This is a genomic window from Mesorhizobium sp. M0898 (genome assembly GCF_040319695.1).
Lineage (GTDB): Bacteria > Pseudomonadota > Alphaproteobacteria > Rhizobiales > Rhizobiaceae > Mesorhizobium.
Map to the genome: position 1 here is coordinate 12,473 of NZ_JAMYOE010000024.1, position 26,359 is coordinate 38,831.

28 protein-coding genes are annotated in these 26,359 nt (G+C 63.2%); 16 read left to right on the plus strand and 12 right to left on the minus strand.

What is annotated here, in order from left to right; all coding sequences use genetic code 11:
• Nucleotides 1-53: 53 nt before the first annotated feature.
• Nucleotides 54-347 (plus strand): DUF1330 domain-containing protein, encoded by a 294-nt coding sequence (locus tag NKH90_RS22120; protein WP_352820884.1) that lies wholly within the window; start codon nucleotides 54-56, stop codon nucleotides 345-347.
• Here NKH90_RS22120 and gmk read toward each other — a convergent pair whose 3' ends face one another.
• From gmk to fabD, 9 genes are all read right to left on the minus strand, one after another.
• Complete coding sequence (gmk, locus tag NKH90_RS22125) at nucleotides 348-1,004, minus strand: guanylate kinase (RefSeq protein ID WP_023677701.1); 657 nt, start codon at nucleotides 1,002-1,004, stop codon at nucleotides 348-350.
• Between the two features lie 33 nt (nucleotides 1,005-1,037).
• Nucleotides 1,038-1,928: a YicC/YloC family endoribonuclease gene (locus NKH90_RS22130; RefSeq protein ID WP_352471095.1), complete on the minus strand. Its 891-nt coding sequence runs from the start codon at nucleotides 1,926-1,928 to the stop codon at nucleotides 1,038-1,040.
• Between the two features lie 138 nt (nucleotides 1,929-2,066).
• Nucleotides 2,067-3,293: an endolytic transglycosylase MltG gene (mltG, locus tag NKH90_RS22135; protein WP_352471094.1), complete on the minus strand. Its 1,227-nt coding sequence runs from the start codon at nucleotides 3,291-3,293 to the stop codon at nucleotides 2,067-2,069.
• 93 nt (nucleotides 3,294-3,386) lie between these two features.
• Nucleotides 3,387-4,649, minus strand: coding sequence for a beta-ketoacyl-ACP synthase II (gene fabF, locus NKH90_RS22140; RefSeq protein ID WP_352818231.1), 1,263 nt, complete (start codon nucleotides 4,647-4,649; stop codon nucleotides 3,387-3,389).
• Nucleotides 4,650-4,683: 34 nt separating this feature from the next.
• A complete protein-coding gene (locus tag NKH90_RS22145) occupies nucleotides 4,684-4,920 on the minus strand; it encodes an acyl carrier protein (protein WP_006203723.1) in 237 nt (78 codons plus the stop codon).
• A gap of 187 nt (nucleotides 4,921-5,107) precedes the next feature.
• Nucleotides 5,108-5,845: a 3-oxoacyl-[acyl-carrier-protein] reductase gene (gene fabG, locus NKH90_RS22150; RefSeq protein ID WP_352471093.1), complete on the minus strand. Its 738-nt coding sequence runs from the start codon at nucleotides 5,843-5,845 to the stop codon at nucleotides 5,108-5,110.
• 54 nt (nucleotides 5,846-5,899) lie between these two features.
• Complete coding sequence (locus NKH90_RS22155) at nucleotides 5,900-6,166, minus strand: type II toxin-antitoxin system RelE family toxin (protein WP_352471092.1); 267 nt, start codon at nucleotides 6,164-6,166, stop codon at nucleotides 5,900-5,902.
• Entirely contained in the window at nucleotides 6,150-6,371 is a 222-nt protein-coding gene (gene relB / locus NKH90_RS22160; RefSeq protein WP_352467166.1) for a type II toxin-antitoxin system RelB family antitoxin, read from the minus strand. The genes NKH90_RS22155 and relB overlap by 17 nt, the downstream gene beginning before the upstream one ends.
• 52 nt (nucleotides 6,372-6,423) lie before the next feature.
• The gene (gene fabD / locus NKH90_RS22165) at nucleotides 6,424-7,401 is read right to left on the minus strand and encodes an ACP S-malonyltransferase (protein WP_352471091.1); all 978 of its coding nucleotides are present in this window, start codon (nucleotides 7,399-7,401) and stop codon (nucleotides 6,424-6,426) included.
• A 247-nt stretch (nucleotides 7,402-7,648) separates the two neighbouring features.
• Between fabD and NKH90_RS22170 the strand changes: the two genes are divergently transcribed.
• On the plus strand, nucleotides 7,649-9,574 hold the full coding sequence (locus NKH90_RS22170) for an LTA synthase family protein (protein WP_352820888.1): 1,926 nt from the start codon (nucleotides 7,649-7,651) through the stop codon (nucleotides 9,572-9,574).
• A 31-nt stretch (nucleotides 9,575-9,605) separates the two neighbouring features.
• Here the strand turns inward: NKH90_RS22170 and NKH90_RS22175 are convergent, their stop codons facing one another.
• A complete protein-coding gene (locus NKH90_RS22175) occupies nucleotides 9,606-11,150 on the minus strand; it encodes a pilus assembly protein TadG-related protein (protein WP_352820890.1) in 1,545 nt (514 codons plus the stop codon).
• A 454-nt stretch (nucleotides 11,151-11,604) separates the two neighbouring features.
• Between NKH90_RS22175 and rpsF the strand changes: the two genes are divergently transcribed.
• From rpsF to NKH90_RS22240, 13 genes are all read left to right on the plus strand, one after another.
• Complete coding sequence (rpsF, locus tag NKH90_RS22180) at nucleotides 11,605-12,105, plus strand: 30S ribosomal protein S6 (RefSeq protein ID WP_292663863.1); 501 nt, start codon at nucleotides 11,605-11,607, stop codon at nucleotides 12,103-12,105.
• On the plus strand, nucleotides 12,105-12,353 hold the full coding sequence (gene rpsR, locus NKH90_RS22185; RefSeq protein ID WP_006203718.1) for a 30S ribosomal protein S18: 249 nt from the start codon (nucleotides 12,105-12,107) through the stop codon (nucleotides 12,351-12,353). The genes rpsF and rpsR overlap by 1 nt, the downstream gene beginning before the upstream one ends.
• Nucleotides 12,354-12,564: 211 nt before the next feature.
• Entirely contained in the window at nucleotides 12,565-13,149 is a 585-nt protein-coding gene (rplI, locus tag NKH90_RS22190; protein ID WP_254820243.1) for a 50S ribosomal protein L9, read from the plus strand.
• A gap of 153 nt (nucleotides 13,150-13,302) precedes the next feature.
• Nucleotides 13,303-14,592 (plus strand): cyclopropane fatty acid synthase, encoded by a 1,290-nt coding sequence (locus tag NKH90_RS22195; protein WP_352471088.1) that lies wholly within the window; start codon nucleotides 13,303-13,305, stop codon nucleotides 14,590-14,592.
• A gap of 83 nt (nucleotides 14,593-14,675) precedes the next feature.
• A complete protein-coding gene (locus NKH90_RS22200) occupies nucleotides 14,676-14,999 on the plus strand; it encodes a YnfA family protein (RefSeq protein ID WP_352615836.1) in 324 nt (107 codons plus the stop codon).
• A 3-nt stretch (nucleotides 15,000-15,002) separates the two neighbouring features.
• Nucleotides 15,003-15,971, plus strand: coding sequence for a small ribosomal subunit Rsm22 family protein (locus NKH90_RS22205; protein WP_352542732.1), 969 nt, complete (start codon nucleotides 15,003-15,005; stop codon nucleotides 15,969-15,971).
• Between the two features lie 206 nt (nucleotides 15,972-16,177).
• The gene (locus tag NKH90_RS22210) at nucleotides 16,178-17,668 is read left to right on the plus strand and encodes a replicative DNA helicase (RefSeq protein ID WP_023677714.1); all 1,491 of its coding nucleotides are present in this window, start codon (nucleotides 16,178-16,180) and stop codon (nucleotides 17,666-17,668) included.
• A gap of 228 nt (nucleotides 17,669-17,896) precedes the next feature.
• Nucleotides 17,897-19,315: a DNA repair protein RadA gene (gene radA, locus NKH90_RS22215; protein WP_352615843.1), complete on the plus strand. Its 1,419-nt coding sequence runs from the start codon at nucleotides 17,897-17,899 to the stop codon at nucleotides 19,313-19,315.
• Between the two features lie 47 nt (nucleotides 19,316-19,362).
• A complete protein-coding gene (locus NKH90_RS22220; protein ID WP_023677716.1) occupies nucleotides 19,363-20,034 on the plus strand; it encodes a CvpA family protein in 672 nt (223 codons plus the stop codon).
• Nucleotides 20,035-20,159: 125 nt separating this feature from the next.
• Nucleotides 20,160-21,629: an amidophosphoribosyltransferase gene (gene purF, locus NKH90_RS22225; RefSeq protein WP_352820894.1), complete on the plus strand. Its 1,470-nt coding sequence runs from the start codon at nucleotides 20,160-20,162 to the stop codon at nucleotides 21,627-21,629.
• A gap of 74 nt (nucleotides 21,630-21,703) precedes the next feature.
• Complete coding sequence (locus NKH90_RS22230; protein WP_352615846.1) at nucleotides 21,704-22,444, plus strand: SDR family NAD(P)-dependent oxidoreductase; 741 nt, start codon at nucleotides 21,704-21,706, stop codon at nucleotides 22,442-22,444.
• 80 nt (nucleotides 22,445-22,524) lie between these two features.
• Entirely contained in the window at nucleotides 22,525-23,154 is a 630-nt protein-coding gene (locus NKH90_RS22235; protein WP_352820897.1) for a hypothetical protein, read from the plus strand.
• A gap of 130 nt (nucleotides 23,155-23,284) precedes the next feature.
• Nucleotides 23,285-23,506, plus strand: coding sequence for a hypothetical protein (locus tag NKH90_RS22240; RefSeq protein ID WP_254820234.1), 222 nt, complete (start codon nucleotides 23,285-23,287; stop codon nucleotides 23,504-23,506).
• A 34-nt stretch (nucleotides 23,507-23,540) separates the two neighbouring features.
• Here the strand turns inward: NKH90_RS22240 and NKH90_RS22245 are convergent, their stop codons facing one another.
• Nucleotides 23,541-24,047 (minus strand): OsmC family protein, encoded by a 507-nt coding sequence (locus NKH90_RS22245; RefSeq protein WP_352820899.1) that lies wholly within the window; start codon nucleotides 24,045-24,047, stop codon nucleotides 23,541-23,543.
• Nucleotides 24,048-24,369: 322 nt separating this feature from the next.
• Between NKH90_RS22245 and NKH90_RS22250 the strand changes: the two genes are divergently transcribed.
• Nucleotides 24,370-25,278, plus strand: a complete 909-nt coding sequence (locus NKH90_RS22250) for a DMT family transporter (RefSeq protein WP_502896494.1) — start codon at nucleotides 24,370-24,372, stop codon at nucleotides 25,276-25,278.
• 196 nt (nucleotides 25,279-25,474) lie between these two features.
• Here NKH90_RS22250 and NKH90_RS22255 read toward each other — a convergent pair whose 3' ends face one another.
• Nucleotides 25,475-26,329: a LysR substrate-binding domain-containing protein gene (locus NKH90_RS22255; RefSeq protein WP_352501842.1), complete on the minus strand. Its 855-nt coding sequence runs from the start codon at nucleotides 26,327-26,329 to the stop codon at nucleotides 25,475-25,477.
• Nucleotides 26,330-26,359: the final 30 nt, after the last annotated feature.

Genomic DNA, 26,359 nt, shown 5'->3' on the forward strand with positions numbered 1-26,359 from the left:
AATTTCCGCTCTCACGGCATAGATAGCCGGACAAACCTGCCCGGAGACAAACAATGGCCGCCTATGTCATTTCCGACGTCACGATCCGCGACGCAGAGGCGATCGAAGCTTATCGCACCCGCGCGGCTGCCTCCATCGCCCAGCACGGCGGGCGCTATCTGGTACGCGGTGGCAAGGTGGAAATGTTGGAAGGCGACTGGTCTCCCGGGCCGCTGATCATCGTCGAATTCCCCGACATGGACACGGCGGGGCGCTGGTATCGCTCGGCCGAATACGCCGCTGCATTGGAGCTGCGCGACGCCGCGCTCAGCCGCAATCTGATCCTGGTCGAGGGGATAGCGCGTTGATCAATCCGTCTTCTCGTCGAGCAGCCCCGAGACGAAATCGAACAGGCCGGGCCGGCGATCGCGTCTGAGCCGTTCGGCGGTGACGATGCCGCGCACCTCGGCGAAAGCGCGGTCGAGATCGTCGTTGACGATGACGAAATCATATTCCTTCCAGTGCTCGATCTCGTTGCGGGCGTTCTTGAGCCGCGTCTCGATCACCGCTTCCTGGTCCTCGGCGCGACGCTTCAGCCGCGCCTTCAATTCCTTCATCGATGGCGGCAGGATGAATATCGAGACGATGTCGGCGCGCATCTTCTCCTTGAGCTGCTGAGCGCCTTGCCAGTCGATGTCGAACAGCATGTCGCGGCCTTCGGCCAGCGCCTGTTCAGCCGGCTCGCGCGGCGTCGCGTAGCAATTGCCGTGCACCTCCGCCCATTCGAGCAGCGCATCGGAATCGCGCAGCCGCTCGAACTCGCGCATGGTACGGAAATGGTAATGGACGCCCTCGATCTCGCTGCCGCGGCGTGGCCGCGTGGTGACCGAGACCGACAATTCCAGGCTGGAATCGCTCTCCAGCAGATTGCGCGCAATCGTCGACTTGCCGGCGCCTGACGGCGACGACAAGACCAGCATCAGCCCGCGGCGCCGAATGCGGGAACCCACATCCCTAGCGGTCATGGGGCTTGGCAGTCATGTGGCTTGGCATCGGGATCATTCCAGATTCTGGACCTGTTCGCGAAACTGGTCGACGACCGCCTTCAGTTCCAGCCCGATGGCGGTGACCGCGGCAGCATTCGACTTGGAACACAGCGTATTCGATTCGCGGTTGAATTCCTGTGCCAGGAAATCGAGCTTGCGGCCGATGGCGCCGCCGCCGCCGAGCAGCGCCCGGCCTGACGCCACATGTGTCTTCAGCCGGTCGATCTCCTCGCGTATGTCGGCCTTGGTGGCCAGGAACGCCGCTTCCATATGCAGCCGGCTGGCGTCCAGGTTGGCAGACGCGTCCATCAACAGGCGGATCTGCTCGGCGAGCCTTTCGCGGATCGTGGCCGGTTCGCGTGATGGATCGGCCTCGGCCCGCAGCGTCAGCGCCTCGATGGCATCGATATGGCCGGACAGCAGGGAACGAAGTGCCGCACCTTCGCCCTGGCGCGCCTGGTGCAGCCCGTTCAGTGCTGCTTCCAGCGCCGACAGTATTGCGGTATCGAGCGCACTGCGCGCCTCTTCGGTTTCGATGGTTTCGGGAATGTCGAGGACGCCGCGCAGCGCAAGCAGGCCGTCGGCCGCCGCAGGGGCTACTCCGAACTGCTCCTGCAGCCGCTTGGCCAAGCCCGCCAGATCCTTCAGGAAAGCCTCGTTGACCACGGGTTGCGCTTGCGCGCCGGCGGCGCGGCCAATGGTCAGCGTCATCTGGAAATTGCCGCGCGCAAAACGCTTCTGCACCGTCTGCCGGACGGCCGGCTCCAACCGGTCGAAACCTTGCGGCAGCCGCAGCCTGACCTCGACGCTTTTGCCGTTGACGGACTTGGCTTCCCAGGCAATCGAAGTGCCGTCGTGTTCGGCGACACTGCGCGCAAAACCGGTCATGCTCTGCAAGTTCATGTAGCCGTGCGTCCCTTTGCCGAATGCCCCTCAAGCCGGAGCGATTTTCTCCGGACAGGACCATGTGAATTTCAATGCCATGGCAGCCCTTGCACATCCACCCGGATATGCACAGGGCCAAACTGATGGCGTCCGGCCCTACTGGGCGGCGGTGGGGCCTGCATCGTCAACGATGGCTCCCGCCGGCGTGTCGGCTCCGGTATTGGTTGCTCCGGCCTTGGCGGCGTCCTGCGCCTGCTTTTTCAGCAGTGCCCGGTAGCGAGCGACATTCTCGTTATGCTCATCGAGCGTCGAGGCAAAGACGTGCCCGCCGCTGCCGTCGGCGACGAAGTAGAGATCGCTGGTCTTCGACGGATTGGCGACAGCCTCCAGCGCCGCACGGCCGGGATTGGCGATCGGCGTCGGCGGTAACCCGTTGATCAGATAGGTGTTGTAGGGCGTCGGCTTCTGGATGTCCGACTGATAGATCGGGCGGTCGATGGGTTTGCCTTTGCCGCCGAACAGGCCGTAGATGATGGTCGGGTCCGACTGCAGCCGCATACCCTTGGCCAGCCGGTTGAGGAAGACGGCGGCTACGCGCGAGCGTTCATCGCCCTTGCCGGTCTCCTTCTCGACGATAGAGGCCAGGGTGACAAAATCCTCAACGTTGGCGATCGGCAGATCCGGCGCTCGGCGTTGCCAGACCTCGTCGACCAGCTTCTTCTGGTCGGCCAGAAGCTTGTCGACCATCTGCTGGCGTGTTGCGCCGCGGGTGAAACGCAGCGTGTCGGTGGCGAGGCTGCCCTCAGGTGGAGTGGTCGACGGCATATCGCCGGTCAGCGCGTCCTGCTCGGCGATCCGTTGCAGCGCCTGCTCGACCGTCAGCCCCTCGGGGATGGTCAGCGAATACATCACCGACTTGCCGCTCTTCAGCAGTTCCATGATATCGTGCATCGACGCCTGCGGCTTGATCTCGTATTCGCCGGCCTTCAGGGCGGAATCATTGCCGAAGGCGCGCACGCCAAGGCGGAAAATGCGGGCGTCGCTGATCAGCCCTCGCCGCTCAAGCTGGTCGGCGATCTCCTGGACGCCGCTATTCGGCTTGACCAGGAAAGTGTCGCCATTGGCCGACGGGCCGGGCTCGTTGAACTCCTGCTTGCCGAAATACAGCGCAACGCCTGCCGCCAGCACCATCAGCATCACCGAAGAGATGACGAAGTTCATGAACACGACGAACTGGCTGCGCGAGGCACGCGAGCGCTTCGGCGGCGGCGTGCCGGCCTCGGGCCGCAACGCCTCGCTGGCCGTCTTCGGCACGATCGGGCCGGGCGTGGGCGTTGCTGGCCGTTGCCCGAATTCCCCGTTATCGGCCGGATTTGTGTTCATAGCGCCCTACCATTTGATCTTGCGACGAATCCCCTCGGGCAGAGTAGGGGCGAATATGGCAAAATTGACGGCAGACGGAAACCGGCAGAGCGGTCAGCCATTGTAGCGCTGGAAGACGAGCGAGGCGTTGGTGCCACCGAAGCCGAAGGAGTTGGACAGCGCCACGTCTATCTGCCGGGCCCGCGGCTTGTGCGGCACCAGGTCGATCGCCGTTTCGCGCTCCGGATTGTCAAGATTGATGGTCGGCGGCGCGATGTTGTCGCGAATGGCGAGGATCGAAAAGATCGCCTCGGCAGCACCAGCCGCGCCCAGCAGGTGGCCAATCGACGATTTGGTCGACGACATCGATATCTTCGAGGCGGCGTTGCCGACCAGCCGCTCGACGGCGCCGAGTTCGATCGTATCGGCCATGGTCGAGGTGCCGTGCGCGTTGATGTAGTCGACATCGGCCGGCGTCAGCTTCGCCCGGTTCAGCGCCGCGGTCATGCAACGGAAAGCGCCGTCGCCGTCCTCGGCAGGCGCGGTGATGTGATAGGCGTCACCGGTCAGACCGTAGCCGGTGACCTCGGCATAGATCTTGGCGCCGCGGGCCTTGGCGTGTTCGAGCTCCTCGAGCACGACAACACCGGCGCCCTCGCCCATGACGAAGCCGTCGCGATCGCGATCATAGGGGCGTGAGGCCGTTTGTGGCGCATCGTTGCGCTCGGTGGAGAGCGCGCGGCAAGCGGCGAACCCGGCGACCGACAGTCTCGTCACCGGCGCTTCGGCGCCGCCTGCGACCATCACGTCGGCATCGCCCCAGATGATCAGCCGGGCGGCATCGCCGATGGCGTGCGCACCGGTCGAGCAAGCGGTGACGACGGCATGGTTGGGGCCTTTCAGCCCATGCCGGATCGAGACCTGACCGGAGACGAGGTTGATGATCTGGCCAGGGATGAAGAATGGGCTGATGCGGCGCGGACCGCGTTCCTTGAGGATCATCGCATTCTCGGCGATGCCTTCGATGCCGCCGATGCCCGAACCGATCAGCACGCCGCTGGCGCACTGTTCCTCATGCGTCTTCGGCTGCCAGCCGGAATCCTTGAGTGCCTCGTCGGCGGCCGCGATCCCGTACAGAATGAAGTCGCCGATCTTGCGCAGTTCCTTCGGCTCGAGAACGGCTTCAGGATTGAAAGTGGCATTGGAGCCGTCACCGCGCGGAATGACGTGGGCGACCTTGCAGGCAAGATCTTCCACCTCGAATTCGGTGATGCGCTTGGCTGCGCTGCGGCCGGTCAGAAGCTCCTTCCAGCTGTGCTCGAAGCCCATGCCGAACGGCGAAAGCAGCCCAAGGCCCGTGACGACGACACGCCTCATCGCAGGTCCTCCCCGGTGATGACTGCAAATAGCGTCAGGCGGAGGCCTTGTCGATGTATTTCACCGCATCGCCAACAGTCAGGATGGTCTCGGCGGCGTCGTCCGGGATTTCGACACCGAACTCTTCTTCGAACGCCATGACAAGTTCGACCGTGTCGAGGCTGTCCGCGCCCAGATCATCGATGAAGCTCGCCTGCTCCGTCACCTTGTCGGCATCGACGCCAAGGTGCTCGATGACGATCTTCTTGACGCGCTCTGCGGTGTCACTCATTTGGGCATCCTCGTCTTTTGGTTGTCTGTCTTCGTTAGCGGGCAGAATGCCGCTAATCAAGCTGAAAGATGGTCCTGCCGGAAACGCAGCGGAACAGGACCGGTTTTTGCCCGAACCGCCGGGTTGCGGGCGGCATTACACGAAAAATCCCGTGCATCCAAGACGGAATGAAGCGTTTTCCCAAGTGTTAGATCATTGCCATGCCGCCATTCACATGAATGGTCTGGCCGGTGACGTAGGCTGCCTCGTTGGAAGCGAGGTAGGCGACGGCTGAGGCGACTTCGGCGCCCGTGCCCATGCGCCGGGTCGGGATCGCCGCCATGATCGCCTCTTTCTGCTTGTCGTTGAGCTTGGCGGTCATCGCCGATTCGATGAAGCCCGGGGCGACGCAGTTGACGGTGATATTGCGGGTGGCGATCTCCTGCGCCAGCGATTTGGAAAAGCCGATCATACCGGCTTTGGAGGCGCAATAGTTGGTCTGGCCGGGATTACCCATGACGCCAACCACTGAAGTGATGTTGATGATGCGGCCATGGCGGCGCCGCATCATCGGATGGGTAAGCTCGCGGGTCAGCCGGAACACGGCGGTCAGGTTGACCTCGAGCACGCTATCCCAGTCGGCGTCAGCCATGCGCACGAACAACCCGTCCTTGGTGATGCCGGCATTGTTGACGAGGATGTCGACGCCTTCGAGGTCAGCTTCCGCCTTCTGGCCGAGCGCCTTGACGTCGTCGCGGTTGGAAAGATTGGCCGGGAAAAGCTTGACCCGGTCGCCCAGTTCGGCGGCCAGCGCCTCCAATTTCTCGATACGTGTGCCATGCAGGCCGACGATGGCGCCCTGGCCGTGCAGCACGCGGGCGATCGCCTCGCCTATACCTCCCGATGCGCCGGTGACGAGCGCCTTGCGGCCGGTCAATTCGAACATGCTTTATCCTCTTCCCAAATCGTACTGGCCAATCATACGGGCCGGTGAGTTCGGCTATCTGTAAACGTTGCCGCGGTGGCCTATGGTTACCACCAGAATGACGAGCCGGTTATCCTGCACATCGCAAATGATGCGATAATCCCCGACGCGATATCTCCAAAAGGTTGCGAGCGGGCCCTTCAGCGGTTTGCCGAGTTCACGCGGGTTGTCGAGAACGGCAATGCGGTTTTCAATAAAATCACGGATACGGTGACGTGTCTGCGGATCCAGTTTTTCGACAAATTTTCGCGCCGAGTGGGCGTATTCAAGCGTCCAGGCCACGCCAGAAGTCCTCGGCTCTCATGACGTCTTCTTCACCACGCCTGATCCGCTCAACGACTTCGGCAGCCAGGTAGTAATCCTCCAAGTCCTCCAGACCACGTTCAATGAGCTCGCGCAGATAGTAGGCCTTGCTGCGACCAGTCTTGGCCGCGAGAAAATCCAGGCGCTGCTCGACTTCAGGAGAAAGGCGGATCGATGTGGGCATGCCGCACCTTGTTGCGATACATGTATTCATGTAGCGGCAAGCACTGATGAATTCAAGCTACGTGGTCACCCAAGGCGGCAAGTGCCGTCTCGACCTCCGCCGCCGATCCGATGCTGCTGGTGGCAATGTCGCGGTTGATGCGGCGGGCCAGCCCCGACAGCACCTTGCCGGCGCCCACTTCGTAAAGCGTCACAACGCCGTTGCTGCCGAACCACTCCACCGTTTCGCGCCAGCGCACGCGCCCGATCACCTGTTCGACGAGTCGGCGGGCGATCTCGTCGGGATCGCTCGTCGGGGTCACCGTAACATTGGAGACCAGCGGCACGACCGGCGCACTCTTCGTCACGGCGGCCAGCGCCTCCCGCATGATCTCGGCCGCAGGCTTCATCAATGCCGAATGGAAGGGCGCCGAGACCTGCAGCATCAGCGCCCGCTTGGCGCCCTTCTCCGTGCATAGCCTCGCCGCCAGTTCGACCGCTGGCCTGGCGCCGGAGATCACCAGCTGGCCGCCGCCATTGTCATTGGCGATCTGGCAAACCAAGGCTTGTGCGGGATCTTTGGCGGCGCCCTGGGCGGCCTCTGCGCAAGCGGCTTCGACGTCGGCCTGTTCCAGCCCGATGATCGCCGCCATGGCGCCCTCGCCGGCCGGCACAGCCGCCTGCATGGCATTGCCGCGGATGCGCAACAGCCGGGCGGCGTCGGCGACCGAAACGAAACCTGCGGCCGCAAGTGCCGAATATTCGCCGAGCGAGTGGCCGGCGACATAGGTGACCTTGCCGTTCAGGGAGAAGCCGCGCGCCTCCAGCGCCCGGATTGCGGCAAGCGACACCGCCATCAGCGCCGGCTGGGCGTTGGCGGTCAGCGTCAGCGTCTCTTCCGGGCCTTCCCAGATCAGCTTCGATAGGTTTTCGCCGAGCGCGTCGTCAACTTCCTCGAAGATCCGCCGCGATTCCACAAAGGTATCGGCGAGGTCCTTGCCCATGCCGACAGCCTGGCTGCCCTGCCCCGGAAAGGTGAATGCGATGGCCATCGGCGGCTCCCAGCTGCTGGTTCACGTTGCCTGTGACGCAAGGCGTGCGGCCAAGTCAAGTCCAACCTTGATCGAGTAATATCGGCCGAGTGCCTGTTTCGGCAGGCTTTTTGGCGATCACTCATGATGAAAACCGCTCACGATTTGTTTGCTGGCTCTTCTTATTTCCGCCACAGGCGCTAGGCTTTGCGTGACAGTTCGATGACAATCGAGTGACGCTTTTGTTGCGGGCCGGGGAACTATTGAAGTGGCAAAGACCAAGCAGAGCGCAGCCGAGGCGGCGCCCCAGTTTCTTGAAGGCGATCCGTCGACCGGCTATCTGCCGGCGCGCAAATGGCCTGTCATCCGCTATGGCCTTATCAGCTTGCTGGCTGCGGCCATCCTTGTGTTTGCCATCGAACTGATCGTGCGCGGCAACTTTGCCGGCACCATTGATTTCTTTCTGCAGCCTTTCAAACCCGGCTGGACCACGATCATCATTTTTGCGCTGATCCTCATCGGCCTCGACGCCGTGCTCGGCCGCAGTCATCAGAGCCTGATGATCGTCGCGCCGCTGACATTGTCGCTGGCGTTCGTCGGCCACCAGAAGTCGCTGTATCTCGGCGATCCGCTCTATCCGACCGATTTCCTTTATTCCCGGCAGATCGTGGCACTGATGCCGCTTCTGGTACGCGATCGCCCGGGAACCGCCATTGCCCTGGCGATCGGCATCGTCGGCGGGCTGTCGCTGCTCGTCTATGGCTGGCGGCTATGGCGCCGCCGCGTTCCGGCGCTCAGCCACAAGGGCCGCCTTGCCCGGCTGACGCTGACAGTACCGCTGATCGCCTTCTTCGTTTCCATCATGGACTATGCCACTTTCTCGTGGACGCGCGACCGGCTGCAGATCATCCCGATCATGTGGGACCAGAAGGAAAACTATGCCTCAAACGGTTTTGCGCTCGCCTTCGCGCTTAACGTTCCGATGGCGCATGTCTCGGCGCCGCCCGGCTATTCCGACAAGGCGATCGAAGCGATCGGCAAACCGCAGGTGACCGCCTCGGTACCTGCCGAGAAGCCCGACATCATCGTCGTCATGAGCGAATCCTTCTGGGATCCGACCAAGCTGCCTGGCGTCACCATCACACCCGACCCTATCCCCAGTGTGCGGGCACTGCGCACGGGTTACATGTTCTCGCCCGAGTTCGGCGGCATGACGGCCAACATCGAGTTCGAGGCCCTGACCGGCTTTTCCAACGCCTTCCTGCCGGCGGGCAGCATTCCCTACCAGCAATATGTGCGGACACCGACTCCCTCGCTGGCGACCTTCCTGAAAAGTCAGGGCTACCGGGCGCGCGCCATCCATCCCGGCACCAATTGGTTCTGGAACCGGGGGGCCGTCTATGCCGATTTCGGCTTCAACGACTTCAAGTCCGAGGAGACGTTGCCGCCCATGCAGAAGCGCGGACCGCTCGCGTCGGACGCTGCGATGACCGACGAGATCATCCACGAAGCCGATACCAGCGCCGAGCCGGTGTTCTTTTTCGCCGTCAGCCTGCAGAACCACGGGCCGTATGAGCCGTATCGCTATAACAATCCGACCCACAAGGTGCAGGCGCCGATCAGCCAATGGGCCCGTGAATCGCTGTTGAGCTATGCCGAAGGCTCTTCCGACGCGGACCGCGGCCTCGAGCGGCTGATCGAATGGGCGAAGAAACGCGAGCGGCCGACCGTCATCGCGTTCTTCGGCGACCATCTGCCGCCGCTTGGGCCGGTCTACGTCGAGACCGGCTTCCTGAAGGACAATGTTGCGCCGCGCAAGGAGGCAGCCGACCAGATGCTGCTGCACCACCAGACGCCGCTGATCGTCTGGTCGAATCGCAGCGGCCCGGCCGAGGATCTAGGCGCCGTCAGCCCGTCCTTCCTGCCCTACCATATCCTGAAGACAGCCGGCATCAGCCATCCCTATTACACCGGCTTCCTCGGACAGTTGCGAGAGCGCTACCGCGTTATCGACCGCAATTTGCTTTTGGCACCGGGGGGCGACGCCACCCCCGATTGGTCGCGTCAGAAAGAGATCGATCCGGCAATCCGCGACTTCCGTCTGCTGCAATACGACATGATGTTCGGCAAGCGCCATGCGGCGCCCGATTTCTTCCCCGAAACCACGGGCAAAGTGGCTGCACACACGAGTTGAGCAGCGGCGGCGGGAGAGCGGCCGACGTCGTTCAGTTCGTCAAGTGCAGCTGCGAAATCGAGCTTCCGATTTTAAGGAAGACGCTTTCGAGCTGACTGACGTCGTTGGTCGGGTAATAATCCGACGGCGACGATGCGCAGGCCTCGTAGAGCTTGCGGTTGGCTGCGGTGTCGGCCTGCAGCAGCACTGTGAAGATCTGCACGTCCTGCTTCTTCAATGTGTTGCATACATTGGTTGTCCAATCGTCGACATTGCGCGCAGCCGCGGTCTGGTCGCTGGATCCAAACCGACCCGAGGCCAGGAATCCGTAGGAGCCATAGTCCGACTTCTGTGGCGTATCCTTCGCGCCATAGACAACATTCTCGCCGTCGGTGAGCAGCAGCACCGTTTTGGTCGTGCCTGACGCCCTGAACGGCGCGCCGTCGCTGTAAGGCGGTTCCGGCGAGAGCACCCGCATCCCCCATGACAAGCCTTCCGAAACATTGGTCCCCGAGCCGTTCCATTCGATCATCTCACCGACGGCTTTCCGCAATTTGTCGAAATCATCGGTCAGCGGCACTATCGGCGTCGGACAGGCCCGGTTTGGGCCGATAGTCAGTGGGCCTCTCTTGTCGTTGATCAGCTTCATCGTCGAAACACTGTACTTCGCCATGTCGCTGGTGAGGCCGGGAAGCACGGTGACAACGGTATCGTCGAGATAGGAATTGTTGTAGCCGGTCGCTGAATTGCCGTAGGAGCTGGTTGGATTTTTAGCGTTACCTGGATCGTCCGGCGCGAAATAGGGTACGAACAGGGTGTCCGGTTTGTTTTGGTCGGGCGAAATGTCGGAAACATTGTTGGTTCCGGGCCGCGCTTCGACGCAGCCTCTCCATTCGACGCCCAATTGCTTGAACAGGTCCATATGGTTGACGCGCTTGCCGCCGACCAAGGGGAAATTGGCGCCATTGTTCGGCGATTTGCCGGCCATGTCGATCCAGGCCGGATCGTAGTCCTCGCCCTTGACGTTGACCGCGGTGACGAACGGCACCACCGCGACACGTACGCTGCGCGTCGGCGACTTCGCCGCTTCGAGCATATCGATCAGGGCCGTCGCCGCCGTCCGCAATGCGCCGATGCGATCGTTGCTGGCCATCGACCCGGTATTGTCGAGCACCAGCACGACTTCGAGCTGATTGGTCGATTCGACGGCGCCGGCATCGACGGTGATGCGCTTGTCGTTGCCGAACAGGAAGGCGAAGTTCAAATTGACGTCCGCCGTGGCGACAGCCTTGGTCTGGATGTAATTGAGGCCCCTTTCCACGGTAAGCGTCGCTTCGGCGTTCCTCAACTCGCTGTGGCCGGCGACATTGGTCTGGAAGTAGCGGTCGAAGACGTCCTTGCGCGAAGCCTCGATGTCGCCGAGATGCGAAGATGCAAGGTTCGCGGAATCGAGCGCATTCTGCAAGCTGACCTTGGCCCTCATCAAGGTGGACACGTCCACGGCAAAGGCGACGGCGGTCAGAACCGCAGGCAGCCCGAACGCCAGCATCAGGGCAAAGTTGCCGCTCTTCGAACGGCAGAATTTGTCGAAAAGCATTTTTGTCCCCAAACCGCCTTGGTGCCGAACTCGCGCAGACTGTTTGCTTTTGCATCCGCATGATGAACGACGGGTTGCCGCCACGCCCGCCGATGCTGGAACTTCGCATGGTGGTTAAGGTCCGGTTTCAGGAGATCCGTAAGCCTTGCCGTCGAGGCCCGTGGCGCTCTGGGACGTTAGGGCCGTTTGCTCCGTCGTTTGGCCTTGCTTTGCGGTCAAATTCCTGTATAGACGCCCGCAATCTGCCGGTCCTTGCTGGGGGCTGAACGGAGGGCCGGAGGTTTTTCGAAACCTTCGCGTGAAGCCAGAAGCGCTTCCGCCTCCCGTGTCTCCGCTCTCGACCGTCTCGTCATGCTCCTTTCTTCCCCGCCTTCGCAAGGATTGCGGGTCAGAGAAGTTGCAGAGGCTTTTGCCGCCGGGAACCGGGAGAGAAACGAAGAAAGGCACAAACACTATGGCTCTATACGAACATGTGTTTCTTGCCCGGCAGGACCTCTCGCAGCAGCAGGTCGATGCGCTTGTCGAACAGTACAAGGGCGTCATCACCGCGAATGGCGGGTCCGTCGGCCGGGTCGAGAACTGGGGACTGAAGTCCCTCACCTACCGGGTCAACAAGAACCGGAAGGCATATTATACACTCATGGACATCACCTGCCCGCCGGCCGCGCTCAATGAAATGGAGCGCCAGATGGGCCTGTCCGAGGACGTGCTGCGTTTCCTGACCATCAAGGTCGATGCGCATGAGGAAGGTCCGTCGGCAATGATGCAGAAGCGCGAAGAGCGCTCGGAACGCGGCGGCTTCGGCGACCGCGACCGTGGCGATCGTGGCCCGCGCTCATTCGGCGACCGCGATCGCGGTGACCGTGGTGATCGTCCGCCGCGCAGCTTCGGCGATGGCGGTGCCGATCGTGGCCCGCGCCGTCCGCGCGAAGGCTTTGAAGGAGCCGCAGAATAATGGTCGACATCAACCAGATCCCAACCCGGCGCCCCTTCCACCGTCGCCGCAAGACTTGCCCGTTCTCCGGCGCCAACGCGCCGAAGATCGACTACAAGGACGTGCGGCTTCTGCAGCGCTACATCTCCGAGCGCGGCAAGATCGTGCCATCGCGTATCACCGCCGTCAGCCAGAAGAAGCAGCGCGAACTCGCCAAGGCGATCAAGCGCGCCCGCTTCCTCGGCCTGCTGCCCTACGTGGTCCGCTAAAATCTACGCGGGCGGTTCGCCGCCCGCTTTTCCCACGGCGACGGGCGCCGCAGGGTTTGCCATCAAAATCCCGGGTTGGATTTCGACAAGAGATCCTAACTGCCGCGACAGGCAGGACAGCGACACAGGCGGCGACGCCCCAGCTTCCTGACCTGTTCCAGACAACTCGGCGCCGATCCTGAGGATAGCGCCCAAGCGAAGGAACAAAACCATGGAAGTCATTCTTCTCGAACGCGTTTCCCGCCTCGGCCAGATGGGCGATACCGTCAAGGTCAAGGACGGGTTCGCCCGCAATTTCCTGCTGCCGCAAGGCAAGGCGCTGCGCGCCAACGAAGCTAACAAGAAGAAGTTCGAGGGACAGAGGGCCCAGCTTGAAGCCCGCAACCTGGAGCGCAAGTCCGAAGCCGCGCAGATTGCAGAAAAGCTCGACGGCAAGAGCTTCATCGCCGTGCGCTCGGCCGGCGAAACCGGTCAGCTTTATGGTTCGGTCTCGACGCGCGACATCGCCGAGCTGGTGACGGCGGAAGGTTTTTCGGTCAACCGCAACCAGATCCTGCTCAACCAGCCAATCAAGACCATCGGCGTCACCAATGTGGCGATCGCGCTGCACCCGGAAGTCGAGGTTACCATCACGCTCAACATTGCCCGCACGGCCGACGAAGCCGAGCGCCAGGCCAAGGGCGAAACGCTGACCACCGCCGAAGCCATCTACGGCGAGGACATCAACGATAATGCGCGGCCGGAAAACTTCTTCGATCCGAATGCGGAGTTCGAAGGCGGCGAAGACAACGGCTGATCGTCATTCGTCGGCATTCGCCGGCTAATCGCTATTCTGGACCAATGCCCGGGCCTCGTACCCGGGCATTTTTATGCCAAATGGAACTTTTCGAACCCCTATATCTTGATGCAGAATAGGACAGCATGTCTGGCCGAGAGGGGACAATTGGTCATGAATATTCTGCTGAAACGCGTTCTCGACCGCCTGGTCCGCACAGGCAATCTCAAGGTGACAGGGCCGCAAGGCTCGATGGTGACTTTCGGTGACGGCAGCGGCGAGCCGGTGCACATGCACATCAAGACAAGGCATGCCGAGCGCGCAATAACCTTCGATCCGATGCTGGCGGTGCCGGAAGCCTACATGGACGGTGAACTCGACATTCTCGAGGGCGGCGTGCTGGGGGTGATGCGGATTGCCTTCCAGAACATGGGCAGCGGCGGTATCGATGCCACCTGGTCGAAGGCGATCGAAGGTCTGCGCCACGCCTTCCGGCGCCTGCAGCAGATCAACACGGCGTCGCGGGCGCGCCGCAACGTGCAGCGCCATTACGATCTGTCGGGCGACCTCTACCGCCTCTTCCTCGATGAGGACATGCAATATTCCTGCGCCTATTTCGAGCAGCCGGACATGACGCTCGACGAGGCCCAAGCAGCCAAGAAGCGCCATATCGCCGCCAAGCTCAGGCTGAAGGCGGGCCAGACGGTTCTTGATATCGGCTCCGGCTGGGGTGGGCTTGGGCTCTATCTAGCCAAGGCGTTCGACGTCGACGTACAGGGCGTGACGCTGTCGACCGAGCAGCACGGCGTCGCCACCGACCGCGCCCATGCGCAAGGCCTGCAAAACCGGGTGCATTTCGACATCAAGGACTATCGCGAACTCAATGAACGTTTCGACCGCATCGTCTCCGTCGGCATGTTCGAGCATGTCGGGGTCAATCATTTCCGCACCTTCTTCGACAAATCGGCGACGCTGCTGAAGCCGGACGGCGTCATGCTGCTGCACACGATCGGCCGCTCCGGCGTGCCGTGGGCAACCAGCGCCTTCATCCGCAAGTACATCTTCCCGGGCGGCTACATCCCGTCGCTATCCGAAGTGATGCCGGCCATCGAAAAATCGGGGCTCGTCGTCACCGACATCGAGGTTCTGCGGCTGCATTATGCCGAGACGCTGAAGCATTGGGGCGAGCGCTTCGCGGCCAACCGCGACAAGGCCAGGGCGATTTATGACGAGCGCTTCTGCCGCATGTGGGAGTTCTATCTTGCCGCCTCGGAAGCTGCCTTCCGCTGGCAGGATCTGGTGATCTTCCAGATCCAGATTGCCAAGAAGAACGACACGCTGCCGATGACGCGCGACTACATGGCCAGTTGCGAGAAGGCGCTGGAGATGCGCGATCTTGGACGTCGCGAAAAGGCTCCGGTTGCCAAGCCCACTCGCCGCCGCAAGGTGGCGGATCCGGAGTAGACTGCCGGCATCACGCCATCGCCACTTGCCATTGCCGGCCGGCACGCTGAAAAGGGTCCCGTCAAACGCGGGACCCTTTTTTCATGACCTACCTCCTCTACGTCGCCGCCGCACTTGCCGAGATCGCCGGCTGCTTTTCGTTCTGGGCGTGGCGGCGGCTGGACAAGTCGCCGCTGTGGTTGGCGCCCGGTCTCGTCTCGCTCGTGCTATTCGCGTGGCTGCTGGCGCTGGTCGACACCAGCGCGGCGGGCCGGGCCTACGCCGCCTATGGCGGCATCTACATTGCCCCCTCGCTGGCCTGGCTGTGGCTGGCGGAAGGCGTGCACCCCGACCGCTGGGATCTTGCCGGTGCCGCGATCTGCATCGTTGGCGCCTCGGTCATTCTGCTCGCACCTCGGACTGCCTAAGCGATGGAACTGCCCGTCCCGCTTAGACAGGGCGTCGACCGCCTTCTCGAACAGGTGCCTTTGCCGATGCTTAAGCAAGCGGCAAAGACGCTGTCGGACCGCTACCGCGCAGAGTTGCGCGACGGTCGCCTGCACATGGCCGAAGACATGGCGGTGAAGGCCTATCTGGCAACGCGGCTACCGGCGACCTATGCGGCCGTTCGCGCCAGCCTCGATGCGGTGGGCGAGTCTCGGCCCGACTATGCTCCGAAGACCTTGCTCGATGTCGGCGCCGGCCCTGGCACGGTGCTTTGGGCCACAATCAATCTCTGGCCGGATCTCGAACAGGCGGTGCTACTCGAGGCCGGCGCCGCGGTACGAAGGGTCGGCGAAGCACTTGCCGCGGATGCGATCACGGCCAGGACCGCCTGGCGGACCGGCGACATCACCATCGACCTGGTCGATCTGGAGCCGGCCGAGCTGGTGACTTCAGCCTATGTGCTGGATGAGATCGCGCCGGCATCGCTGGCAAAACTCGTCGACCGGCTCTGGCAGCTGACCGCAGACACGCTGCTGGTGGTCGAGCCGGGCACGCCGGCCGGCTGGCAGCGTATTCTTGCCGTGCGGCGGCAGTTGATCGAGGCCGGCGCGCACGTGCTTGCGCCCTGCCCGCATGAGGCGCCCTGCCCGCTCGTTGCCCCCGACTGGTGCCATTTCGCCCGCCGCGTCGCCCGCTCGCGCCTACACCGTCTGGCCAAGGATGCCGAGGTGCCGTGGGAGGACGAGAAATTCATCTTTGTCGCGGCCTCCCGCCATCCGGCCGCTCCGCCTCGAGCGCGAGTGATCGCACCGCCGAAGTCGGGGTCCGGCAAGGTCTTGCTGAAGCTTTGCGAACAGGATGGGGGTGCTGCCGAGCGACTGTTCACCAAGCGCGACGGCGAGACGTTCAAGGCCGCGCGGCGACTGGATTGGGGTGATGCCTTGCCGGAATGACCGGCAGCTATTTTCCTGTTTTGTTCTCGCCCGAGAACGGCTAGGCTCGCCATCTTGATTCGAGTCAATCGAGATTCTTTCCACCGAAAGATCCTGGCTGTGAATCGCGGGCATCAAAGTTGGTTGGTTGGGGACTGATGCAGATAAGTCATCACCGACTTGTCTCGTTCTGATATCGAGAGACGGGGATCAGGACCGGGGACATCATGGCAGAGGCAGCACGAAAATTCGGCGTGGCGGAAACACCGCTCTATCGCGAGGCGCCGAACAATATCGAGGCCGAGCAGGCGCTGCTCGGCGCCATACTGGTCAACAACGATGCCTTCTACCGCGTCTCCGACTTCCTGAAGCCCGGCCATTTCTACGAGCCGCTGCATAGAAAGATCTTCGAGGTCGCGGCCGAGCTCATCCGCATGGGCAAGATCGCGACGCCGATCACGCTGAAGACCTTCCTGCCGGCCGACGAGAAGGTCGGCGACATGACGGTGGCGCAATATGTCGTGCGGTTGGCGGTCGAGGCCGTCACCGTCGTCAACGCCACCGACTATGGCCGCGCCATCTACGATCTGGCGACGCGGCGCGCGCTAATCACTGTCGGCGAGGACATGGTCAACATCGCCTATGACGCGCCGGTCGACATGTCGCCCTCCGACCAGATCGAGGATGCCGAGCGGCGCCTGTTCGAATTGGCCGAAACCGGCCGCTACGATGGCGGCTTCGAGAGCTTCACCGATGCCGTCAAGACCGCCGTCGACATGGCCAATGCGGCTTATATGCGCGACGGGCATTTGTCGGGCGTTGCTACCGGCTTGCGCGATCTCGACCGCCGCATGGGCGGCCTGCAGTCGTCCGACCTGATCATCATTGCCGGCCGCCCCGGCATGGGCAAGACCTCGCTCGCCACCAATATCGCTTTCAACATCGCCGAGGCCTATGTCCCGGCGCAACAGGCGGACGGCTCGTTCAAGGCGGCCAATGGCGGCGTCGTCGGCTTCTTTTCGCTCGAAATGTCATCCGAACAGCTGGCCACCCGCATTATTTCCGAACAGACGGAAATCCCGTCGTCGAAAATCCGGCGCGGCGAGATCAGCGAGATGGATTTCGAAAAGCTGGTCGCCTGCTCGCAGACAATGCAGAAAATCCCGCTGTTCATCGACCAGACCGGCGGCATTTCCATCGCTCAGCTGTCGGCCCGCGCGCGTCGCCTGAAGCGCCAGCGCGGCCTCGACGTCATCGTTATCGACTATATCCAGCTGATGCAGGGATCGAGCGCGAAATCCTCGCAAAACCGCGTCCAGGAAATCACCGAGATCACCACCGGCCTCAAGGCACTAGCCAAGGAGCTGGCGGTGCCGATCATCGCGCTGTCGCAGCTGTCGCGCCAGGTCGAGAGCCGCGACGACAAGCGCCCGCAGCTTTCGGATCTGCGCGAATCGGGCTCCATCGAGCAGGACGCCGACGTGGTGCTGTTCGTCTACCGCGAGGAATATTATCTGAAGAACCGCGAGCCGAAGCCGGGCACCGACGAATACATCAAATGGGAACACGAGATGAACGAGATGCGCGGCAAGGCCGAGGTCATCGTCGCCAAACAGCGCCACGGCCCAACGGGATCGGTCAGCCTCGCCTTCCAGGGCGAGTTCACCCGCTTCTCGGACCTTGCGGAAGAGCATCATTTGCCGGATCGGTTCGAGTGACCTCTTGATACAGGTCTCATTCCTTCGCACCCCCCTCTGTCCTGCCGGACATCTCCCCCTCAAGGGGGGAGATCGGATGTCGTTTCGGCTTTCGGCAATCGTCAATGCTGCTAGATGTACGGCAATATCGGAGCTGCCAATCTCCCCCCTTGGGGGGCAGATGTCCGGCAGGACAGAGGGGGGCGCTGTCCCGCCGACCTGTCTTTCAATTGTCGCAGGCCGCGCCTGATGGCCAAATCCCGCGTCCAGTTCATCTGCCAGAATTGCGGCTCCGTGCATCAGCGCTGGGCCGGCAAATGCGATGCCTGCGGCGAGTGGAACACGCTGGTCGAAGAAGGCACGGCAGGCGGCATCGGCTCGGGCCCGGCCAACATGCGCAACGCCCGCAAGGGCCGCGCGGTGGTGCTGACCAGCCTCTCCGGCGATATCGAGGACGCGCCGCGCATCGTCTCCGGCATCGGCGAGCTCGACCGCGCCACCGGCGGCGGCTTCGTGCGCGGCTCGGCGCTGCTGGTCGGCGGCGATCCCGGCATCGGCAAGTCGACGCTGCTCACCCAGGCCGCGGCCGCGCTGGCGGCAAAGGGCCACCGCATCGTCTATGTCTCGGGCGAAGAGGCGGTCGCGCAGATCAGGCTGCGCGCCCAGCGGCTCGGCGTCGCCGACACCCCGGTCGAGCTCGCCGCCGAAACCAATGTCGAGGACATCCTCGCCACCATCGCCGATGGTAAGCGGCCGGATCTGGTCATTCTCGATTCGATCCAGACGCTGTGGACCGATATGGCCGATTCGGCGCCCGGCACGGTGACCCAGGTGCGTGCCGCCGCCCAGGCGATGATCCGCTACGCAAAATCCACAGGGGCGGCGATCGTTCTGGTCGGCCACGTCACCAAGGAGGGCCAGATCGCCGGACCGCGCGTCGTCGAGCACATGGTCGACGCGGTGCTCTATTTCGAGGGCGAAGGCGGCCACCACTACCGCATCCTGCGCACGGTCAAGAATCGCTTCGGGCCGACCGATGAGATCGGTGTCTTCGAAATGTCGGACAAGGGCTTGCGGGAAGTCGCCAACCCGTCCGAGCTTTTCCTCGGTGAGCGCCATGCGAAGTCGCCGGGTGCCGCGGTTTTCGCCGGCATGGAAGGCACACGGCCGGTGCTGGTCGAGATCCAGGCGCTGGTGGCGCCATCGACGCTGGGCACACCGCGCCGCGCCGTCGTCGGCTGGGACGGTGCCCGGCTGTCGATGATCCTGGCGGTTCTGGAAGCCCATTGCGGCGTCCGCTTCGGCACGCACGACGTCTATCTCAACGTTGCCGGCGGCTACCGCATTTCGGAGCCGGCGGCCGACCTGGCAGTGGCGGCGGCACTGGTTTCCTCGCTCACCGGTCTTGCCCTTCCCGCCGATTGCGTCTATTTCGGCGAAATCAGCCTTTCGGGTGCGGTGAGGCCGGTTGCGCATGCGCAGCAGCGCCTCAAGGAAGCCGAAAAGCTGGGTTTCGGACGCGCGGTTCTGCCCTTGGGCAGCGAGGAACTTGTTGGTGGTAATGCGGTCGGGGGGATCGGAGCCAGCGCTTTCCAGCCCACCGAGCTTGCCGATCTCGTGGCGCGAATAGCCGGCTCTCGGCGCAGCCGCGCCGACGAGCAAGAGTGATGCGGCTCGTCGGGCCGTGAAAAAGAGATCGGAGTGGGGCGAAAAACATGCCGATTACGCTGCTTGACGGAATTCTCGTCGGCTTCACCCTGGTCTCGGCGATGCTCGCTATGGTTCGCGGCTTTTCGCGCGAGATCCTGTCGATCATCTCCTGGGCAGCCGCCGCGGCCGCCGCCTTCTTCTTCTACAAGCCGGTGCTGCCTTACATTCAGCCCTATGTCGACAACGAAAAGGCCGCCATGGCGGCGGCCGCCGGTATCGTCTTCATTGTCGCGCTGATCGTCGTTTCGGTCATCACCATGAAGCTCGCCGACTGGATCATCGATTCCAGGATCGGCGCGCTCGATCGTACACTTGGCTTCCTCTATGGCGCGGCGCGCGGCATCCTGGTCGTCGCTGTCGCGCTGCTTTTCTTCAATTGGCTGGCCGGCGCCAAGGCTCCAGGCTGGATTGCCAACGCCAAGTCAAAGCCATTGCTCGAATCGATCGGCGCCAAGCTCGAAAGCCTGCTGCCCGAGGATCCGGAAAACGCCATCCTCAACAAGCTCAATCCGAATCAGCCGGCCACCGAGACGCCTCTGGCCCCCGATGCGCCTGCAGCGGAAGCCCCTGCCGCCGGCGACGACGCCACTGCTCCGGCACCCGACGACAGCGATGCGCCGCCGGCCGACAATGCGCCCGCGACGCCGGCACCTGCAAACCCGGCGCCGGCAAACTGATTTCGACAGACTTGCGAGGCTCAAGACTGTCGATCATGTGAACGCCGCACGACGTGCGTTGCTTTCGATGCGCTATGACCTTATATGGCGGCTTTAGCGGAGCTTGAGCCCCAATGGCAGCCTCAGTGGCAGACGCAGACGACGTGCTTTCCGCCGAAGCCGATGACCATTTCCACGACGAATGCGGCGTGTTCGGCATTTTCGGCCGGCAGGACGCCGCAGCCATCGTAACGCTCGGTCTGCATGCGTTGCAGCATCGAGGCCAGGAAGCGGCCGGCATCGTTTCCTATGACGGCACCCAATTCCATGTCGAACGCCATGTCGGCCTGATCGGCGACACCTTTACTAAGCAGCGTGTCATCGACAGCCTGCAAGGCAACCGTGCTATCGGCCACACACGCTATGCCACCACCGGCGGCGCCGGTCTGCGCAATATCCAGCCTTTCTTCGCCGAACTTGCCGATGGCGGCTTTGCCGTCGCCCATAACGGCAATCTCACCAACGCCATGACCGTTCAGCGCGCCCTGCAGAAGCAAGGCGCCATCTTCTCTTCCACCTCCGACACCGAAACGCTCCTGCACCTGGTTGCCACCAGCAAGGAGCGCGACCTGAATTCGCGCTTCATCGATGCGGTGCGCCAAGTCGAAGGCGCCTTCTCGCTGGTGGCGATGACGTCCAAGAAGATGATCGGGTGCCGCGACCCGCTCGGCATCCGCCCGCTGGTGCTCGGCGATCTCGACGGCGCCTGGATTCTCGCCTCCGAGACCTGCGCGCTCGATATTATCGGTGCGCGTTTCGTACGCGACCTGAAGCCCGGCGAAATGGTCGTCGTCACCAGCAAGGGCATCGAAAGCCTGTTCCCGTTCGAGCCGCAGAAGACCCGCTTCTGCATCTTCGAATATGTCTATTTCGCGCGGCCGGATTCGTCGGTCGAAGGCCGCAACGTCTATGAAGTGCGCAAGCGCATCGGCGCCGAGCTGGCGCAGGAAAGTCCGGTCGAGGCCGACATCGTCGTGCCGGTGCCGGATTCGGGCACGCCGGCGGCGATCGGCTTTTCGCAGGCCGCGGGCATTCCGTTCGAGCTCGGCATCATCCGCAATCACTATGTTGGCCGCACCTTCATCCAGCCCGGCGATTCGATCCGCCACATGGGTGTCAAGCTCAAGCACAACGCCAACCGCCGCATGATCGAAGGCAAGCGCGTGGTGCTGGTGGATGATTCGATCGTGCGCGGCACCACCAGCCAGAAGATCGTCCAGATGGTGCGCGATGCCGGCGCCAAGGAAGTGCATATGCGCATCGCTTCGGCGCCGACGCGCGCCTCCTGCTTTTACGGCGTCGACACACCGGAAAAGTCGAAGCTGCTGGCGTCGCGCATGTCGGTGGAGGAGATGGCCGAGTTCATCCGCGTCGATTCGCTCGGCTTCCTGTCGATCGACGGGCTCTACCGCGCCGTCGGCGAGGCCGGCCGCGACAACGAGCAGCCGCAATTCTGCGACGCCTGCTTCACCGGCCAGTATCCGACCCGGCTTGCCGACTTCGAAGGCTCCGACAATGTGCGCACGCTGTCGCTCTTGGCGGCAGGCGGGTCGTAGGCCTTGCCGGTCCGTTTGTCTCCCTCCCCTTAGCCCCTCACGGCGGTTTCACCTTGCCTGTCGGAATCCATCGTATGAGCCTTGACCTCTCCGGCCGCGTTGCGGTCGTCACCGGCGCCTCGCGCGGCATCGGCTATTTCATCGCCAGGGAGCTTGCCGCCGCCGGTGCGCATGTGATTGCGGTTGCCCGCACCGTCGGCGGGTTGGAAGAACTCGACGACCAGATCAAGGCAGGTGGCGGACAGGCGACGCTGGTACCGCTCGATCTTGCCGACATGGCGGGGATCGACCGGCTGGGCGGCGCCATCCACGAGCGCTGGGGCAAGCTCGACATACTGGTCGCCAACGCCGCCGTGCTCGGCGTCATCGCCCCGATCGGCCATGTCGAGGCCAAGACCTTCGAGAAGGTGATGACCATCAACGTCACCGCAACATGGCGGCTGATCCGCTCGGTCGACCCGCTGCTCAGGCTTTCCGATGCCGGCCGTGCTATCGTGCTGAGCTCCAGCCTTGCCCACTCCGCACGCGCCTTCTGGGCGCCTTATGCGGCGTCGAAGGCGGCGGTCGAGGCCATGACGCGTTCATGGGCGCATGAGACCGAAACCCTGCCGCTCAGGGTCAATGCCGCCGATCCCGGGGCAACGCGCACCGCGATGCGGGCGCAGGCCGTACCCGGCGAGGATCCTGAAACGCTGCCGCACCCTTCGGAGATCGCCAAGCGAATCGTGCCGCTGGCCAGCCCTACGCTCAAGGAGACCGGGCTGATCTTCCAGGCCAAGCACAATCGCTTTGTCGCCTACCGGCAGCCGAAGTAGCCACACATCGCATTTTGCCGGAAGAATTGCGCCGGCACCAACGTTGTTCGGGTGCCACAATTCGAGAAACGGAGGACCAAATGCGGAGACTGCTTCTCTTGACTGCCACCGCGCTGCTTGCAGTGATCGGCGCCGCGTCGTCGCAGGAGGCAACGATGAGCTTTTTCGTCACCAGCGTCGGCTCTGGCAAAGGCGCCGATCTCGGCGGTCTCGCCGGCGCCGACGCCCATTGTAGTTCACTGGCCGAAGCCGCGGGCGTTACCGGCAAGACATGGCGCGCCTATCTCTCGACCACCGATACCGATGCACGCGACCGTATCGGCAAAGGCCCGTGGTTCAACGCCGAGGGCGTCAAGATCGCCGATGATGTCGCTTCCCTGCATAGCGATGCCAATGCCATCACCAAACAGACGGCACTCGACGAAAAGGGCCAAATGGTCAACGGCCGCGGCGACACGCCCAACCGGCACGACGTGTTGACCGGCTCCAAGCCGGATGGCACGAAAATTGCCGACCAGACCTGCGGCGACTGGACGCTGAGCGGAGCAGAAGGTGTGGCCATGATGGGTCATCACGATCGTACCGGCCTCGATGGCTCGGCAGCCGCCAAATCGTGGAATTCCTCGCATGCGTCACGCGGTGGCTGCAGCCAGGAAGCGCTGAAGGGCACCGGCGGCGACGGCCTGTTCTATTGTTTTGCGGTGAACTGAACCAAAACGACCCGACATCACGTGGCTGTGATACCGTGGCTTAACGCCGCGCTTTGGCCCAGCTTTCGCCGCTGGGCCGGAGTTGCTAGGATCGTGCGACTCCCAAAACAAGCAGAGCGAGGAAATACTCATGGCGGCACCGAGCGTAGCGTTAGTCTGGTATCTGGTGATCGCTGGCCCGCAAGGCGGCATGGTCGTGCTGCCCAGCACATTCGACACCCGCGAACAGTGCGCCTTCGCCATAACCGAATACCAGAAGCAACCGACGCCGGCCGGCTGGTCGGTGCAGTGCGTGCCGAGCGCCTCGCCCTTCGCCGACGAGGGCGACGCCGAGGAGCCGTCGGCGCAGTAGGACAGCGTGATCTCCCCACTTGAGGGGGAGATCGTCAGCGTCGCGCGCTTACCGTCAGCTCCGGCTTCTGGCTGATGGTCTGCAACACGACGCAGTAGCGCTCGGTCAGCTTGAGCAGCGCATCGATGCGCTCCTGCGGCTCGTCGGTGTCGAGGCCAAATGTCAGCCGGATGGCGCGGAAGCCAACCGGCGCATCCTTTGCCACGCCAAGCGTGCCGCGAAAGTCCAGGTCGCCTTCGGCTTCCACCGTGGCGGCCCCAAGCTTGAATTCCAGCGCCGTCGCTACCGCCTTCAGCGTGACGCCGGCGCAAGCCACCAGTGCCTCCAGCAGCATGTCGCCGGAGCAGAGTTCGAGCCCGGTGCCGCCGGTCGCCGGATGCAGCCCGGCAATGGCGATCGCCCTGCCTGTCTCGACCTTGCAGGCGATCGATTGGTCGTCGATCGAGCCTTTGGCGCGGAGAGTAATCAGCGCGCGCGAGGCGTCGTCGCGATAGGCCACCTTCAGCGGCGCCTGCACGGCCTTCAATGCGATCGCATCCATTTTGTCGTCTCCCATAATTGCCCTGGCTTCGCTGCTTTACGGCTATGCCGCCTGCCCCAAACGCAAGTCCGCGCTGGCGTAGCGCTTGGCAGGGTTTCGCCGGTATAGCCTGACGATACGGGGAGCATCCAACGCCATCACACCGTCTCTCGCAACACATTCGTAAGGCCGCCGGACATATGGCCGATATCGCCATCGTGAAAACCCGCGAACGGGTTCTTGCCGGAATCCTGTTCAGCGGGGCTGCCTACCTGCTGTTTTCGATGCAGGACGCCTCAAGCTGACACTATGGTGTCAGGAAGGGGCAGCGTAGGCTGGTGAGATGACGGGATCGCTGGACATGCCATGCACAGTGGAAAGCGCCCGCGAACGTACCCTCGGCATCATCCTGGTCTCGGCATCGGCGGCCGTCTTCGGCCTCACCGGCGTGCTGACCAAATCGATCCATGCCGACCCGCTGACCATTACCTGCTGGCGCGGCTTCGTCGGCTCGATCCTGATCAGCCTCTATGTGCTATGGCGCCACCAGCGCTCCGGCGGTCGCGACAGCCTGCGGCTCGGCTGGCGCGGCTGGCTGCTGGCGATCGAGGGCGCGCTCGCCAGCATCGCCTTCATCTCGGCGTTCAAGTTCACCTTTGTCGCCAATGTCGCGATCATCTATGCCACCGCCCCCTTCGTCACCGCGCTGCTGGCCCTCCTGTTGGTCCGCGAGCCGTTCCGGCTGCAGACGCTTGCCGCCGCCGCTGTGTCATTATGCGGTGTGGCAATCATGGTCTGGTCCGGCTTCGGCACCGGCCATTTGTTCGGCGACGGGCTGGCGCTGCTGATGACGATCGGCAGCGCGCTCTACATGATCATGGTGCGCGCCTTCCGCGACACGCCGGTGGTGTGGGCGGGTGCGGTGTCGGCATTCCTTTTGTTCGTGCTCGGCTGGTTCGTCGCCGATCCGCTGGCTGTCTCGGCCAGGGACGCTGTGCTTCTAGCCACCTTCGGCGCCTCGTTCGCGCTGGCTTCGATCCTGTGGACGGAGGGCACCCGGCTTATTCCGGCGGCCGAGTCCGGATTGCTGGGTTCAGCTGAAGTGCCATTCGCGATCCTGTTTGCCTTCCTGTTCCTGGCGGAGATCCCGCCGGCAGCCAGCATGGTCGGTGGCGCCATCGTGCTTTGCGCGGTGTTCGCTCACGCCGGCCGCGACTGGCTGATGGCCAGGCAGCGCGCAGCGGATGCATGACCAATCCTCGCCGCGTCCGAGCGCGAGTTGGTGGTCCGATCACGAGAAATCCGGTCCTGAAAATTAATTTGAAAAGTCATGGAACCATCATAGGGCTCAGGCATTATGGCTGCGACGGGCCACCCCAAGTCCCCCCAAACCCCTCGGCCCGTCCTACTCAGAAGCCGACCGCAAGGTCGGCTTTTTCTTTGCTGGCTCAATTGGCCAAGGCCAGGTTGCCGCTGAACAACGCTGCCAGATCCTGCGCCGGCCGGTCGGCATCCTCACGCAAGCGGACGGCGAATTCGGCGACCGGCACCGGCGGCAGATCAAGATCGCTCGGCGCCTCGACGATGCCGGAATGAGCGAAGCGCGCCGTCCTCAACGTCAAGGCGATGCCGGCGTGCACCGCCGTACGCAGGCCGGCAAGGCTGGCACTGCCGGCAGCAATGCGGTAGCGACGGCCGGCCGCATCGAGTGCACTGGTCGCCGCTTCGCGAAACCCGCAATGGGGATCGAGCAGCGCCAGGGGCAGTTCGTCGTGGCGGGTGGCCAGCCCGTTCTGTGAGCAAAGCCAGATCATTGGTTCCTTGAGCACACCGACTTCGTCCCGTGTCGGCACCTGCCGCATGGCAATGGCCAGATCAAGGGTGCCGGCCTGCAAAGCCTGCGCCAGTTCGGCGGAACGGCCGACGCGCAGTTCGATCCTGACGCGCGGATGGCTGACAGCAAAAGCCCTGAGAAGCTGCGGCAAGCCGCTGTCGGCGAAATCCTGCGTGGTGCCGATGGCGACGCGCCCGTCGGCGTGCGCGCCTTTGAGGGCCAGCCACGCCTCGCGGTGCGCGGCAAGGATGCGACGCGCGTGAACGATCAGATCCTCGCCTGCCGGCGTCAGGCCGCGCCCTCGCCCCTGCGGCACCAGCAGCGGTTCGCCGACAACATCCTCCAGCCGCTGCATCTGCGCGGTCACTGCGGACGGCGAGCGACCGACGATCGACGCGGCCCGCGCCAGGGAACCGCCATCGACGAAAGCGAGGAAAGTCTTGAGGAGGTCGGGATCGAACAACTGCATAATTCGATGCTATCAAAGTGTTTATCAAAA